The 14,426-nt window shown below is 56.2% G+C and carries 13 protein-coding genes and 1 pseudogene; 7 read left to right on the top strand and 7 right to left on the bottom strand.

Translation table 11 applies throughout. The annotated features are described in order from the left end of the window. Positions 1–10 precede the first annotated feature (10 nt). The 6 genes from KVT28_RS16530 to KVT28_RS16505 all read right to left on the bottom strand — a co-directional run bounded on the left by KVT28_RS16530 (position 11) and on the right by KVT28_RS16505 (position 5,671). The gene (locus KVT28_RS16530; protein ID WP_101761870.1) at positions 11–748 is read right to left on the bottom strand and encodes an amino acid ABC transporter ATP-binding protein; all 738 of its coding nucleotides are present in this window, start codon (positions 746–748) and stop codon (positions 11–13) included. Positions 749–758: 10 nt separating this feature from the next. After that, positions 759–1,325, bottom strand: coding sequence for a peroxidase-related enzyme (locus tag KVT28_RS16525; protein ID WP_101761869.1), 567 nt, complete (start codon positions 1,323–1,325; stop codon positions 759–761). Further along, on the bottom strand, positions 1,322–1,804 hold the full coding sequence (locus tag KVT28_RS16520; RefSeq protein ID WP_110867263.1) for a CMD domain-containing protein: 483 nt from the start codon (positions 1,802–1,804) through the stop codon (positions 1,322–1,324). Before KVT28_RS16520 ends, KVT28_RS16525 begins: the two co-directional genes overlap by 4 nt. Next, entirely contained in the window at positions 1,801–3,255 is a 1,455-nt protein-coding gene (locus KVT28_RS16515; RefSeq protein WP_217549356.1) for an NAD(P)-binding domain-containing protein, read from the bottom strand. The genes KVT28_RS16520 and KVT28_RS16515 overlap by 4 nt, the downstream gene beginning before the upstream one ends. Before the next feature lie 340 nt (positions 3,256–3,595). Beyond that, the gene (locus KVT28_RS16510) at positions 3,596–4,555 is read right to left on the bottom strand and encodes a LysR family transcriptional regulator (RefSeq protein ID WP_206098203.1); all 960 of its coding nucleotides are present in this window, start codon (positions 4,553–4,555) and stop codon (positions 3,596–3,598) included. Positions 4,556–4,762: 207 nt separating this feature from the next. After that, on the bottom strand, positions 4,763–5,671 hold the full coding sequence (locus KVT28_RS16505; protein ID WP_101761865.1) for a LysR family transcriptional regulator: 909 nt from the start codon (positions 5,669–5,671) through the stop codon (positions 4,763–4,765). A 129-nt stretch (positions 5,672–5,800) separates the two neighbouring features. Here KVT28_RS16505 and KVT28_RS16500 point away from each other — a divergent pair. The 7 genes and pseudogenes from KVT28_RS16500 to KVT28_RS16470 all read left to right on the top strand — a co-directional run bounded on the left by KVT28_RS16500 (position 5,801) and on the right by KVT28_RS16470 (position 13,764). Continuing rightward, positions 5,801–7,110, top strand: a pseudogene (locus KVT28_RS16500) (MFS transporter). Positions 7,111–7,128: 18 nt separating this feature from the next. Next, positions 7,129–8,217 carry a tartrate dehydrogenase gene (locus KVT28_RS16495; RefSeq protein ID WP_101761863.1) on the top strand — a complete coding sequence of 363 codons (1,089 nt, stop codon included), beginning with the start codon at positions 7,129–7,131 and terminating at the stop codon, positions 8,215–8,217. Positions 8,218–8,378: 161 nt separating this feature from the next. Next, complete coding sequence (locus tag KVT28_RS16490; RefSeq protein WP_101761862.1) at positions 8,379–9,785, top strand: MFS transporter; 1,407 nt, start codon at positions 8,379–8,381, stop codon at positions 9,783–9,785. A gap of 413 nt (positions 9,786–10,198) precedes the next feature. Then, positions 10,199–10,381, top strand: a complete 183-nt coding sequence (locus KVT28_RS16485) for a general stress protein (protein ID WP_101761861.1) — start codon at positions 10,199–10,201, stop codon at positions 10,379–10,381. Between the two features lie 70 nt (positions 10,382–10,451). Next, entirely contained in the window at positions 10,452–10,964 is a 513-nt protein-coding gene (locus KVT28_RS16480; RefSeq protein ID WP_101761860.1) for a ferritin-like domain-containing protein, read from the top strand. A gap of 129 nt (positions 10,965–11,093) precedes the next feature. Continuing rightward, positions 11,094–11,711 (top strand): glutathione S-transferase family protein, encoded by a 618-nt coding sequence (locus KVT28_RS16475; RefSeq protein ID WP_101761859.1) that lies wholly within the window; start codon positions 11,094–11,096, stop codon positions 11,709–11,711. Between the two features lie 10 nt (positions 11,712–11,721). Then, entirely contained in the window at positions 11,722–13,764 is a 2,043-nt protein-coding gene (locus tag KVT28_RS16470; RefSeq protein WP_217549354.1) for a pyridoxamine 5'-phosphate oxidase family protein, read from the top strand. A 6-nt stretch (positions 13,765–13,770) separates the two neighbouring features. Here the strand turns inward: KVT28_RS16470 and KVT28_RS16465 are convergent, their stop codons facing one another. Continuing rightward, the gene (locus KVT28_RS16465) at positions 13,771–14,229 is read right to left on the bottom strand and encodes a GNAT family N-acetyltransferase (RefSeq protein ID WP_217549352.1); all 459 of its coding nucleotides are present in this window, start codon (positions 14,227–14,229) and stop codon (positions 13,771–13,773) included. Positions 14,230–14,426: the final 197 nt, after the last annotated feature.

The raw sequence follows: 14,426 nt of genomic DNA, 5'->3' as shown, positions 1-14,426 counted from the left end.
CCTTTAATTATTAGAATACGCGTTCTGAATTGAGGAACTGAGCAAGTCGCGGCAGGGTTGGATTATCAAACATCTCAGTCGGGCTGCCCTGCGCGGCCACCACGCCCTGATCCATAAAGACGATGCGGTTCGAGATACTTTTGGCGAACTGCATTTCGTGCGTCACCAGCAGCGAGGTAATGCCGGAGGACGCCACATCTTTAATCACTTTCAGCACCTCGCCCACCAGCTCCGGATCGAGCGATGAGGTCGGTTCATCAAACAACATCACATCAGGACGCACCGCCAGCGCGCGCGCGATGCCGGTACGCTGCAGCTGACCGCCGGAAAGCTGCGACGGATAGTGATCGAGTTTGGCGCCCAATCCCACTCGCTCCAGCTCCTGCACGGCGATATCGCGCGCTTGCTGTTTGCTTTTGCGTTGAATGACGATCAGCGGATCCATCACGTTTTCCAGCACCGTCATGTTTTTGAACACGTTGAACTGCTGGAACACCATCGCGGTGCGCAGGCGGATCGCCTGGATCGCCGCTTTATCCGGTGACTGATAATCCATGCGGATCTGATCGAGCTGAATGGTGCCCGACGCCGGTTTCGCCAGATAGTTAATGCAGCGCAGCAGCGTGGTTTTGCCGGTGCCGCTTGGCCCGATGATCGACACCACATCGCCGCGTTTCACCGACAGATCGACACCTTTCAGAATCGGCGTGCTGCCGTAAGAGAGCGTAATATCGTTGAGTTCTAACATGCAGCAGCCCTTATTTGTGCAGGTCAGCATGGCCAAGCACATGCATCAGACGGTTGGCCCAGCCAAAAATGGCGATGGCGTGGATCAGATCGATAATCTCCTGATCGTTCATGCCGACCGCGCGCAGTGCCGCTATATCTTCGACGCTGGCTTCTGACGGCGTCACCGACAGGCGGCGGGCAAAACGGTAGATCGCCGCATCTCGCTCGCCGAGCACATCCGCACGATCAAAATAGATGGCGCTCACCACCGCATCGCTCTCCGCCAGCTGCGCATGACGACGCGCATGCACCACCGCGCAATATTTGCAGCCGTTAACGATCGACGCGCCCAGCGCGCCGAGTTCACGATCCGCGCGATCCAGCCCGCCATCGACATACATAATGGCGTTGAACAGCACGGTACGCGCCACGTAGCTGTCGGGATCGTGCGCTAACGTGCGCACATATTCGGAGATCTTCTTATTCGATGGCGTCACTTTCATCGCATCGAGCTGCGCGGGCGTGGCCTCTTCTACCTCAACCGGCGCAATATACGGATGCCAGTGCAGCGGCTTGAGATTAACCGATGGAATCATGCAGACCTCAGCAAACGTAATCCGGCCGCGACGCGCGTCTGGAAGTTAATAAAAGCGATCAGCTCGGAGAGCGCCACAATCTGTGAATTGCTCAATCCGGCTTGCTCCAGCAGGCGAATGTGCTGCTCGGTGGCGTGCATTGGCTGCTGGGTAATGAGATCGGCGTGGCGCGCGATGGTCGCCAGCGGTTCTGGCAGATCGGTGGCGCCTGCCGCCAGCGCCAGCAGCGCCTCTGACGGCTGCAACGCCGCCAGCTGCGTCTGATAATCCTGTTGCAGCGCGGCATCGTTATTCAGCTGCGCCATGCGCTGCGCCAGCGCTAAACGCACATCCGGCGCTAAGCCCTGATCGTCGTTGGGTGCCAGCACCGAGATGCGGCACTGCTCCGCGCCGTCAACAAATTCCGGGCGCAGGCGGCGCGTGCCGTACAGCGCATCTTCAGCGTTTAAACCGACTGCGCGATCAATTGCGTCACTCACTGCGCGTTCTCCTGGTTGAGTAAGGGCGTGGAATCCACCCATTCATCGCCCTGCAATTCAGGGGTGTCAAAAGCCTGTAAGTTGGCGTAATGCTGCTCGACGTCTTCGGCAAACAGCGAAGCGGTAATGCCGCGCACCAGACGATCGGCACCGGCGCTCACCGCCGGAATATCGCCGGAGACTTTGCCGTGCGTCAGCATCGCGGCATCGTTGAAGCAGTGAATGTGCGCCAACAGCGGACATGCGCCTGGTGTCAGTTCGCGGAATTCAAAGGCGGGACCGAGATCCGGCGCTTCCAGCAGATTGGCTCGCGGCGCGCCCATTGACGACTGATAACGTCCGTCGCGCCAGCTGCGGATATGTGGCGCGAGCGCGGCAAACTCCGGGCGGTCGTGGAAATCGTTGCTAAAGCCGGTGGCCGCAATGAGGTAGTCGTAGCGCAGCGCGCCTTGCGTGGTTTCGATCAGCAGCCCATCGGCCTCTTGCTTAACCGCTTTGATGCCGCAATTAAGCAAGAAGCGAGCATTGGCATGACGCGATACGCGCAGCGTCGAGGAGCGCGGCGGCGGCGTTTGCGTGGTGGCGGTGTAATCGACAAACTTCCACTTCCACGCGTCCGGCAGCTGATGCATGCCGTGCACCACGCCCTGACTGCCGATGCCGGTCATTTTATTGATGCGCGGCATCTGCTTACGACGAATCAGCAGGTCCACCGCGCCCGCGCCGTTTTCCAGCGCGGTGGCGGCGTTATCCATTGACGATGCACCTGCGCCAATCACCGCGATGCGTTTGCTTTTTAAGGCTGAGAAATCAATGTCGTCAGCGGAGTGCGCCCAGAACTGGCGGCTAATACCTTGCAGGAAATCCGGCACGGCAAAGCCGCCAAGACCAGAACGTCCGGTGGCCAGCACCAAACGGCGAGTGTAAATGCGGCCGGTTTCGGCACCGCTTACATCGAGCGTAATCAGATCGCCAGCAAAGCCAATCTGGGTGACGCGTACATTGTTACGCACCGGCAGATTCAGCACCTTGCGATACCAAATCAGATAATCCATCCACTGCGCTTTGGGAATTTTATCCAGCGCTTGCCAGGCTTCTTTGCCCCACTGCGCGGTGAACCACGCGCGGAACGTCAGTTGCGCCATGCCGAGCGCCGGGCCTTGTAGAGATTTCGGTGAACGCAGCGTTTCCATGCGCGCAAAGGTCACCCACGGACCTTCCAGCCCGGCGGGTGCGGCGTCATACGCCACCACATTGCTGATGCCGCTGAACTGCAATTTCGCCACCGCCGCCAGCCCGCACATGCCCGCGCCGATCACCACCACGTCACGCACGAGTGCGCCATCCTGTGTGCGCTCGGGCACCCAGGATTTAGCGGGCAGTTCAAGATATTCCAGATCCTGCTGAAGCTGAGCTTCCAGCGCGGCAAGGCCATCGGCGGCATAAGTCATACATGTTTTCCCAGAAATAAGCGGCGGCCAGGGTGCGGACGAAACCACCAAATCGCGTAAGTGATTGTGCATTTCCATTATCCTGATAACACATAGTTAATGGTCATTAATCACTAAATCACATAGTAAGAGCTAAGGTTTCGCATAATCCTCTTGCCCTAAAACAGAGTCAATAATCGCGCTCAGCTTTTGACCAATGGATTTCTTATATCTTATGCCGGAAATGTTATAAGGCTTGTTAAAAGAAGATTTTTATACGCTGGCTGATGACTGACATCACGTATATTTCGGAGCGGCGCGATTTATCGCACCGCTAAAAAATACGATTGGGGTGAGATATTTAATCCTGATTAATCAACCGCATAATACGCGGATGCTCGCTGGCGGGCAGACGCTCAAAACCCGGCAGCAAATCGGCGGCCGCGCTGGCTAACGCCTCAACCAGCGCCTGCGCGGCAGCTGAAATCTGTCTTCCCTGCGGCGTGATCACGCCAAAGTAGTAGGGAATATCCTCCTCAATTGGACGAATCGCCACACCGGCCAGCGGCATGCCCCAACCGGTGACCGGTTCGAGAATCGCCACGCCCAGCCCGGCGCGCACGCAGCCAAGAATATTGGCGGAGGAGTTGGTTTCGATGGTTTCGTGCAGCGGCGTTTTGACCATTTTCAGCGCCTTTTCGTAGCGCCCGCGCAACCGCTGCGGGCTCCACGGTGCAATCAAACGGCGTCCCGCCAGGCTGCTTAACGACAGCTGAGATTGCGCCGCCAGCTCGTCATGCTCTGGCAGCGCCACCACGCATTGCGACTGGCCAATCCAGTGCAGTTCCACCGCGTGATGCTCCAGCGGCAAACTGCATAAACCGAGATCGGCTTCGGCAGTGATCACCGCATGCGCCGTCTGCACGGCGGATTCGCTGATGATCTGCACTTTGTTCTGCAGATTCAGCGCGGCCAGCGCCTGCGGCAGCAAACCCGCCGCCAATGCCGGCGTGGCGGCGATGCTCAGCGGACGATGCTGCTGATGGGCGATCTCCTGCGCGCGCAGGCGAATCTGCTGCAGCGAGAGCAGCGCTTTCTGCACGTATTGATGCAGCTGCAGCGCCTCTTCCGAAGGATGAATGCGCGGCCCGTTGCGGATAAACAGCGGATAACCCAGCGATTGTTCCAGCTCCTGAATCAAACGCGACACCGCCGGCTGCGAGCGATTGAGCGCCTTCGCCGCCGCCGTGATGCTACCGGCAGAGATCACCGCCGAAAAGGCTTCCAGCTGCCGCAAATCCAGGTCGTTTAAAATGGTCATCGCGCAATTTTTCCCTAACTCATTGATCGTTCCCGACATTGGCGCGGGAAAGTTTTCATCATAGAGAGAGTGGTGGGAATTAGCCACAGGGTGGAAAGTGCGCTTTGCCCCTCACCCTGGCCCTCTCCCGCAGGCGGGAGAGGGAATTGTTAAACTCCGCAGCGGCCAGTTTCCTCTCCCTCTGGGAGAGGGTTAAGGTGAGGGAAATCACAACTTATCCGTCAGCTCACGCTGATGCTCATGCAACAGGCGCAGCATCTCGCGCAGAAACCGATCTTCGTTGCCCTTCTGCCAGGCAATGCTCAATGGCAATCCTTTAATCTGCTCCGGCAGATCCAGCGCAATATAGCTAACGCTGTCGCTGTTCATGGTGCGATACGAGGCGGGCACCACCGCCAATCCCAGCCCCGCAGCAACCAGGCTCAGGATGGTTTGCTTCTCTTCGGCAAACTGCGCGATGTGCGGCGTGAATCCCGCCAGTTTAAACAGGCTCATGGTGAGATCGTGACTGTGCGGGCGTGTGCGCCGGTCTGGAATGATCATCGCTTCGTGTTGAAAATCGGCCACCGCCACCCGTTCACGAGCCGCCAGCGCATGCTGAATCGGCACCGCCAGCACGCAGCTTTCGCGCGTGATAAAGCGCACCGCTAATGACGCATCAATACTTTGCGGCTCGCGAATAAAAATCATATCCAGCCAACCCGACTTTAATTTCGGAATTAAATTAATGGTTTTGTCTTCAATAATATGAATATCGCTGTGCGGATGCAGCGGAACAAATAAATTAAGTAACGCCGGAACTAACCCACGCGCGGCACTATCAATCGCACCAATACGTAATGTGCGGCGTTCATCTTTTAATCCCACTTTAAAACGTTTCGCCAGCGCATCAAATTGATCGATTAATTTGCTGGCGTCGTCAAAAAAGAGCGCGCCTTCGGCAGTTAATGAAACATTACGCGTCGATCGATTTAACAGACGCACGCCGAGGTCCTCTTCCAGTAAACGAATGAAGCGAGAAAGTGACGCAGGCATCATTTCCATCTTTTGTGCGGCGCGGCCAAAATGCAGTTCTTTACCGACCGAAATAAAGCAACGCAATTGATTTATATCCACATTCCCCTCACCCGCTGATTATGCAAATAGTTTATATAATCCACATCTGATGATAAGCCAAAGTAAAACTGCATACTGAACTCGATTACAAAAAATAACACCACCCTACACAATCTGGAGCACTTTAATATGAACTCTCACCTCGAAAAAAGGGTGATGCGTAAAGTGACGTTACGCATTGTGCCCTTCATCATGCTGCTCTACTTCATCGCTTTTCTCGATCGCGTCAATATTGGTTTTGCTGCATTAACTATGAATCAGGATTTAGGTTTCTCGCCCACGGTATTTGGCTTTGGCGCTGGAATCTTTTTTCTCGGTTATTTTCTGTTTGAAGTGCCGTCGAATTTAATTCTGCATAAAGTCGGCACCGCATCTGGATTGCGCGCGTCATGATCACATGGGGATTGGTTTCCGGCTGCATGGCATTTGTGCAGGGCACCACCAGCTTCTACCTGCTGCGCTTTCTGCTTGGCGTAGCGGAAGCCGGTTTCTTCCCCGGCATCATCCTTTATCTCAGTTACTGGTTCCCGGCGGCGAAACGTGCGCAGGTTACCGCCATCTTTATGGCTGCGGCCCCACTTTCCACTGCGTTAGGTTCGCCCATTTCCGCCGCATTACTGGAGATGCATGGCCTGCTTGGCTACGCCGGTTGGCAATGGATGTTTGTGCTGGAAGCGATACCGGCACTGATATTCGGCATCGTGGTGCTGTTTTACCTCACCGATCGCCCGGCGAAAGCCAAGTGGCTCACCGATGAAGAACGGGCGTGGCTGGAAAAGACCATGCAGGCCGAAGAACAGGCGCGCGCGGCCAATCAAAGCCACAGCAGCGCCTGGCGCGGACTGGCCGATAAGCGTGTGTTAGCGCTGGCGCTGGTCTATTTCGGCACATCCGCAGGTTTGTACACCCTCGGCATCTGGTCACCGCAAATCATCCGCAGCTTCGGCGCGTCCTCAATAGAAATTGGTTTCCTCAACGCCTTCCCGGCGGTACTGGGCGTGATCGGCATGATTCTGTGGGCGCGCCATTCGGACCGCACCAAAGAGCGCAGCTGGCATGTTATCGGTGCCTGTTTGCTGGCGGCTGCCGGACTGATTTATGCCGGGAACGTCAGCACGCTGTTTACGGTGATTATCGCCCTGACGCTGGTCACCGTCGGCATCAGCGCCTCCAAACCGCCGCTGTGGAGCATGCCGACGCTGTTCCTGAGCGGTCCCGCGGCGGCCGCGGGCATCGCCACCATCAACTCTATCGGCAACCTTGGCGGTTTTGTCGGCCCAATGATGATTGGCGTGATCCGTCAGCAAACGGGCAGCTATACGTGGGGACTCTATTTTGTTGCCGGGCTGCTGGTGCTATCGGCGATTGTAGTTCTGATTCTCTCTGCCCGCGGCAAAACACCGCATCCCGCAGAGCTTGCTCATCCTCATACACATTGACCTAACTGGAGAAACATCATGCGTAACTACTCAATTGCCGCGATTCCTGCGGATGGTATTGGCCCGGAAGTGATCTCTGCTGGCGTAGCCGTGCTGCACGCGTTGACGCGTCACGATCCGCAGCTGACGTTTACGGTGCAAACCTTTGACTGGGGCTCGGATTACTACAAGCAACACGGCGTAATGATGCCGGAAGATGGCCTGCAAACGCTGAAGACGTTTGATGCGATTTACTTTGGTGCGGTCGGCGCGCCCGACGTGCCGGATCACATCACGCTGTGGGGTTTGCGTTTGCCAATTTGTCAGGGCTTTGACCAGTACGCCAACGTGCGTCCGACCAAAATTCTGCCGGGCGTCACCTCGCCGCTGCGCAATCGCGGCCCCGGCGATCTCGACTGGGTGATTGTGCGGGAAAACTCAGAAGGCGAATATTCCGGTAATGGTGGGCGCGCGCATCGTGGTTTGCCGGAAGAAGTCGGCACCGAAGTGGCGATCTTCACCCGCGTTGGCGTGACGCGCATTATGCGTTATGCCTTCAAACTGGCGCAGTCGCGTCCACGCAAGCTGCTGACGGTGGTGACCAAATCCAACGCCCAGCGTCACGGCATGGTGATGTGGGATGAGATTGCCGCTGAAGTGGCGCAGGAGTTCCCGGATGTGCAGTGGGATAAGATGCTGGTGGATGCGATGACGCATCGCATGACGCTGCATCCGCAGAGCCTCGATACCATTGTCGCCACCAATCTGCACGCCGATATTCTGTCGGATCTGGCCGGCGCGCTGGCGGGCAGTTTGGGCGTGGCGCCCACCGCCAACATTGATCCTGAACGTCGCTTCCCGTCGATGTTCGAACCGATTCACGGCTCGGCGTTTGATATCACCGGCAAAGGCATCGCCAATCCGATCGCCACGTTCTGGACGGCGGTACAGATGCTGGAGCACCTCGGCGAGCGGGATGCTGCGGCGCTGATTATGCAAGGTGTTGAATATGTCTGCGCTCAGGGCATTTTGACACCGGATGTTGGCGGCACAGCGAATACGGCAGAGGTGACGAAAGCGGTGATAGCGTTTATTGAGGCAAAAGCTACCGTGGCAGAAACCATCTGATTTTATCCAGTGCGCATCCTGTCATCGCACATTGCTTAGCGGCGCGATTCATCGAGCAATGAATTGCGCCGCTAAGACTTATACATTCTGTGATTTTGATTTGCACCTGCCGCGCTTTTCATTAAAAGTCTTTGCATCCTTCTGTTTTCGCAGGACCTCGCATGATCGACTCAGGCAGAGAAGCCAGACCGAACTCCCATCGCACCCTGCTGTTAGCGTTGTTGGTCGCCGTGACCTTCTTTATGGAAAACCTCGATGCCACGGTGATCACCACCGCGATTCCGCAGATGGCGCGCGACTTCGCTTCCAGCCCGGTGGCGCTGAACATTGGCGTCAGCGCCTATTTATTGGCGGTGGCAGTATTTATTCCGATGAGCGGCTGGCTGGCAGAGCGCTTTGGCGCGCGTACGGTGTTTGCCAGCGCCATCCTGATTTTCACCCTCGCGTCGATTCTGTGTGGATTGAGCGACACGCTCGCGATGTTCACGTTGAGCCGCATTCTGCAAGGCATTGGCGGCGCGATGATGGTGCCGGTCGGTCGCATGGTAGTGCTGCGCGTCACGGAGAAAAAGGAGATGGTGAAAACCATCGCCTTTATTACCTGGCCGGGTTTGATTGCGCCGGTGCTCGGCCCGCCGCTGGGCGGTTTGATTGTCACCTACGGGCATTGGCCGTGGATTTTCTGGCTCAATATTCCGCTCGGCATCCTCGCCATTATCGCCACCGCTTATCTGGTGCCGCAGTTTAAAAGCGAACAGCGGCGGCCGTTTGATGTGCGCGGCTTTGTGCTTACCGCCACCGCCTGCACCTCATTAATTATCGCGCTGGAAGCGCTCGGGCAGATGCATCTCAGTTTTGGCATTCCGTTGCTGCTGCTGGGCATGCTGTGCAGCTGGCTGGCGTATCGTCACAGCTTCCGCCATGCGCAGCCGCTGCTGCCGTTTAGCGCGATGAAAATTGCCACCTTCCGTAATGCGGTGATTGGCGGCTCGTTCTTCCGCGCCTCGATCAACGCGGTGCCCTATTTGCTGCCGTTGCTGTTTCAGCTTGGCTTTGGCTGGAGCGCGGCGCAGGCCGGTGCGATGGTGCTGTGGGTATTTGCCGGAAACCTGGCGATGAAGCCAGCGACAACCTGGTTGATGAAGCGCTGGGGCTTTCGTCGCGTGCTGATGTTCAATGGCATGATCAGCCTTGCAGCGATGCTCGGCTGCTTGCTGCTCACTCCGTCGCTGGGCTACTTCGCGATTGCCGCGATTCTGTTTGTTGGCGGGCTGTCGCGCTCGCTGCAGTTCAGCTGCTACAACAGCTTGGGCTTCGCCGATGTGCCGCAAAACAAGATGAGCGATGCCTCGGTGGTGTTCAGCATCTTCTTCCAGTTCAGCATGAGCGCGGGTATTGCGCTGGCGGCGCTGTTCCTGCGCGCATCCATGTTGTGGCAGGAGCATAGCGAAATTGCGCAAAGCGATATTCATATCGCCTTTGCCGGTGTGGCGCTGTTGGTGCTGCTGTCGCTGTTTGACGTAACGCGACTGGAGAAAAACGCCGGTGCGCAGGTGCTGGTAAAATAATCCCAACGCACTATTTATGGTTAAAAAGCAGAAATAGTGCGCTTCGCTTAAAATAATCCCTTTTTATTAGCATTTATATTTATTAAACCCCTTTTAAGATTATGGCTAATGATCTGGTCGCCACTCTCTGTCTGAGAAAAAAATAAAAGCATCAGGAATGTTAATTCATTTCATCACGTTGGAAGAGAAAAAAATTATAAGCGCAGCGGTCAATTATTTTATCTCATCCATTAATCGCGAATTTTTAATTATCTTTTTTATCAAATCAACTTTTTTTAAGTATAAAAAATAACTGAACGATTTCAATACCCTTAGGATAATTCCTAATTTCAATTGGTTGTACGTTTGGCTTTTAGGGCTAACCTTAAGTAGCAAATGAAATATGCGTTATCCCTTTATCTGAGGTATTCATTATGACAGCACCACGTGGCGGTTCTGGCAATTTTGCCATGGACCCGGAAAGAGCCCGCGAAGCGGGTAAAAAAGGCGGCCAATTAAGCGGCGGCAATTTTCGTAATAATCCAGAGCGTGCGATTGAAGCGGGACGAAAAGGCGGTAAAAAAAGCCGTCGAGTCGTCGATAAATCTCCCGCATAACGTTATTGCGGCTGGCCGGTAATTCGGCAACAGCCGCAATCTCCTTTTATTTATTTGTCAGGAAAATATTATGAGCCACAACAGCGAAGAGCACTTTCTCGATTGGGTAAAAGATGCCCATGCCATGGAAAAACAGGCTGAAAGCATGCTGGAAAAAATGGCCTCGCGCCTTGAACACTATCCCGACCTTAAACTGCGTATCGAACAGCATATTGTTGAGACCCGTGAACATCAGACGCTGGTGCAGAGCGTGATCGATCGCTACTCCACTTCTCAATCGGTATTGAAAGACCTCGCCGGCAAAATCTCTGCTTTCGGTCAGTCGATTGGCGGCGTGATGGTGGAAGATGAAGTGGTGAAAGGCGCGATCAGCGGCCACGTGTTTGAGCACCTTGAGATTGCCAGTTACACCTCACTGATTGCGGCGGCGCAGCATCTCAACGATCACGAAAGTGCCGATATCTTCTCGCGCATCCGTGAGCAGGAAATCGCCATGGCCGACTGGACCTTGACGCATTTGCCGGACGTGACCGAACAGTATTTGGTTCGCTCCGCTACGCCAGGCGTGGAAGCTAAGAAGTAGCTCCGGCACGATTCTTCCATTTTTCGCAACAATGACTTCGCTAACCCGGCTATTCTGCCGCTAAATTGTCTGTGCGAACCTTATGGCAAGGCTCGGGATTATCCCGAGCAACACCTAAGGAACCGCAACATGAAACTCTATCACTTCCCGCTTTCTGGTCATGCTCACCGCGCACGTCTGTTCCTGTCGCTGCTGGATTTACCGCATGAAGTCATCGATGTTGATCTCAAATCTGGCGAAAACAAAACGCCGGAATTCCTCGCCATGAATCCGTTTGGTCAGGTGCCGGTGCTGGAGGATGACGGCGTGTTTATTGCCGATTCCAACGCCATTCTGGTCTATCTGGCGAAGAAAAGCGGTCGCAGCGAATGGCTGCCGGAAGATGCGCTGGGCGCGGCGGCGGTACAGCGCTGGCTCACCGTGGCAGCCGGTGATATCGCCTTTGGTCCAGCCGCGGCGCGTTTGATTACCGTATTTGGCCGCCCGTTCAATCCAGAAGAGGTGATTGCCCGCGCGCATCTGGTGCTGTCACGCATTGAGCAGCATCTCGAAGGCCGTGAATGGCTGGTCGGCGATCGTCCGACTATCGCCGACGTCGCGCAGTACAGCTATATCGTGGGTGCGCCAGAAGGCAATGTCGATCTCTCTGGCTATCCGGCGGTGAACGCGCTGCTGCGTCGCATCGAAGCGCTGCCGGGCTTTGTGCCCTTCCCCCAAACTGCGGCTGGCCTGCGCAGCATCGCCTGAGTCCACCATCATGAGCAAGAAACTGCCGGTTTGGCATCAGGGTGAAATTGCGCTTCAGCAACAGGCGGGCGTGGCGGAGCGCATGGCGGACGTCGGCCAGCGTGTGATCCGCGATCACATGCCAGATCAACACCGCGACTTCTACGCGCAGCTGCCGTTTATTGTGGCGGGCAGCGTGGATGCGCACGGCGATGCGTGGGCCACGCTGCTGGAAGGCCAACCCGGTTTTATCTTCTCGCCCAATGCCACCACGCTGGATATCGAGGCGCGTCCGCATCAAGGCGATCCCGCGGCGGCGGGCATGCAGGATGGCGCGCCGATTGGGCTGCTCGGCATCGAACTGCACACGCGGCGACGTAACCGCATGAACGGCGTGCTGCAGGCGATTGGCGCTGGTTTTCGCGTGCAGGTGGAGCAGAGTTTTGGCAACTGCCCGCGCTATATCCAGCTGCGTGACTTTCACTTTGCACATCCTCCCGCCGAACCTTATCGCGGTGAGGTGGAAACCCTGAGCGCGCTGGATGATGCCGCGCGCGCCAGCATCGGCGCGGCGGATACCTTCTACGTCGCCACCTATGCCGAACGCCAGGTTGATGCCTCGCATCGCGGCGGCAAACCGGGTTTCGTGCGCGTCAGCGAAGATGGTCTGCTGACCATTCCCGACTTCAACGGCAATCTGTTTTTCTCCACGCTGGGCAACATTCACCATAATGGCAAAGCGGGATTGCTGTTTGTTGATTACGCCAGCGGCGACACGCTGCAACTGAGCGGCGATGCCGAAGTGATTCTCGACTCGCCCGAGATCGCCGCTTTTCAGGGTGCCGAGCGGCTGTGGACGTTTCGCCCGCGCCGTATCGTGCGTCGTCGTGCCGCCCTCGCCTTACGCTGGTTAACGCCGCCGGATGGCGTCGCACCCAGTTCGCTGATGACCGGCGACTGGCAAGCCGCCGCCGAACGCCTGCGTGCAGCAGATCTGGCTTCGCGCTGGCGTCCGCTCAAGGTGATTAAGGTGGTGGATGAGAGCGCCACGATCCGCTCGTTTCATTTAGTGCCGGATGATGGCGCGGGTCTGTTGCCGCATCTGGCCGGTCAACATCTGCCGATTCGCCTGCAGTTGCCCGGTACGGATAAGCCGCTGATGCGCGCCTACACGCTTTCGGTCGCGCCATCGGAGAATTTTTACCGCATCAGCGTCAAGCGCGATGGCGTGGTTTCGCGTTACCTGCACGATCATCTCCACACCGGAGATACGCTGGAAGCGCGTGCGCCGGCGGGTGATTTTACTCTCGACGCCAGCGAACCACGTCCGGCGGTGCTGCTTGCCGCCGGCGTGGGCATCACGCCGATGCTGGCGATGCTGCGACATCTGATATACGAAGGAGTGCGCAAACAGCGCCTGCGCCCTACGTTTCTGTTCCAGTCGGCGCGCAGCAAAGCCGAGCGCCCTTTTGTGCGCGAACTCGACCAGTTGCTGGCGGCGGCGCACGGCGCGGTGAAACTGGTGCGCGTGCTAAGCCAGACGGCGGATGCAGAACCGGATGTTGATTACGATTTTGCCGGCCGCATCGATATGGCGCTGCTCTCGCGGGTGCTGCCGTTTAACGATTACGACTTCTATCTGTGCGGTCCGCCGCAATTTACCCAGGCGCTGTACGACGGGCTGCGCGCCTTGAATATCGCCGACGATCGCATTCACGCCGAAGCCTTTGGGCCATCGTCGCTGCAGCGCACCAACGATATTGTTAAAGAAGCAAAACCGCTGTTGCCGATAGCAACCCAATCGGTGCCGGTGAAGTTCATGGATTCACTGAAAGAGGCGCGTTGGACGCCGGATACCGGTTCGCTGCTTGAGCTGGCTGAAGCGCGTGGCCTGAGCCCAGCGTACAGCTGTCGCGCCGGACATTGCGGCAGCTGTAAAACCAAACTGCTGCAAGGCGCGGTGACTTACCTAACGCCACCGAGCGCGCAAGTGGCGGATGATGAAGTGCTGATCTGCTGCGCGCGGCCGGCGCAGCAGGAGGATGAGGTGCAGGCGATTCAGCTGGCGCTGTGAGATTTATCACGCTTTGTTTTTGTAGATATCAGGCCGGGTAATCGTCCACGCGTAATTCGGCTGGTTAACCGGTTGATAGCCAAACTTTTCATACAGCCACGGCGCCGTGCTGGTGAACAGCGTAATTCTGCGCAGCCGCGCAAAAACCGGATGCGCATGAATGCACGCCATCAACCAGCGTGCCAGGCCGTTTCCCTGATACGCGTCGAGCACGTAAACATCGCACAGATAAGCGAAGGTGGCGTAATCCGTGATGAGCCGCGCAAAGCCAATTTGTAAGCCTTGATGATAAAGACCAAAGTTAAGGCTGTTTTGTACCGAGGCATAAACCGTCTCTTCATCAATGCCTGCTGCCCATGTCGAAGTGGTGAGATAACGGTGTATGGCGGCGAGGTCCAGTTTATTTTCATCCGTGCTGATTAAATAACCCTCTTTGTTCCACTCCTCTGTAACGAACTCACTCATCTCTGCGGCCTACGATAATTTTGTTGGGGTGTAAGAGAATTTATGAAGGATGGTTGTGGGCGACAAGCAATTCTTTATTTGGACATAGCTGCTGTGGTTAGGCTGATTTCTGGAGTTAACCTTTTTACAGGCTTATCAATAATTCAATTTGTTTTAAGCTGAGAACAGGGCCCTAGATAACACCTAAGTGTTTTAGT

Origin of the sequence: Pantoea sp. GbtcB22 (genome assembly GCF_019091025.1) — a bacterium.
Lineage (GTDB): Bacteria > Pseudomonadota > Gammaproteobacteria > Enterobacterales > Enterobacteriaceae > Pantoea > Pantoea leporis.
This window is presented reverse-complemented; position numbering and strand designations above follow the sequence as displayed.

What these genes read in the sequence shown, in the direction of transcription:
- KVT28_RS16490 (WP_101761862.1), top strand. Translation starts at nt 8,379, where the DNA reads ATGATCGACTCAGGCAGAGAAGCCAGACCGAACTCCCATCGCACCCTG.
- KVT28_RS16530 (WP_101761870.1), bottom strand. Translation starts at nt 748, where the DNA reads ATGTTAGAACTCAACGATATTACGCTCTCTTACGGCAGCACGCCGATT.
- KVT28_RS16495 (WP_101761863.1), top strand. Translation starts at nt 7,129, where the DNA reads ATGCGTAACTACTCAATTGCCGCGATTCCTGCGGATGGTATTGGCCCG.
- KVT28_RS16480 (WP_101761860.1), top strand. Translation starts at nt 10,452, where the DNA reads ATGAGCCACAACAGCGAAGAGCACTTTCTCGATTGGGTAAAAGATGCC.
- KVT28_RS16515 (WP_217549356.1), bottom strand. Translation starts at nt 3,255, where the DNA reads ATGACTTATGCCGCCGATGGCCTTGCCGCGCTGGAAGCTCAGCTTCAG.
- KVT28_RS16465 (WP_217549352.1), bottom strand. Translation starts at nt 14,229, where the DNA reads ATGAGTGAGTTCGTTACAGAGGAGTGGAACAAAGAGGGTTATTTAATC.
- KVT28_RS16475 (WP_101761859.1), top strand. Translation starts at nt 11,094, where the DNA reads ATGAAACTCTATCACTTCCCGCTTTCTGGTCATGCTCACCGCGCACGT.
- KVT28_RS16485 (WP_101761861.1), top strand. Translation starts at nt 10,199, where the DNA reads ATGACAGCACCACGTGGCGGTTCTGGCAATTTTGCCATGGACCCGGAA.
- KVT28_RS16525 (WP_101761869.1), bottom strand. Translation starts at nt 1,325, where the DNA reads ATGATTCCATCGGTTAATCTCAAGCCGCTGCACTGGCATCCGTATATT.
- KVT28_RS16510 (WP_206098203.1), bottom strand. Translation starts at nt 4,555, where the DNA reads ATGACCATTTTAAACGACCTGGATTTGCGGCAGCTGGAAGCCTTTTCG.
- KVT28_RS16470 (WP_217549354.1), top strand. Translation starts at nt 11,722, where the DNA reads ATGAGCAAGAAACTGCCGGTTTGGCATCAGGGTGAAATTGCGCTTCAG.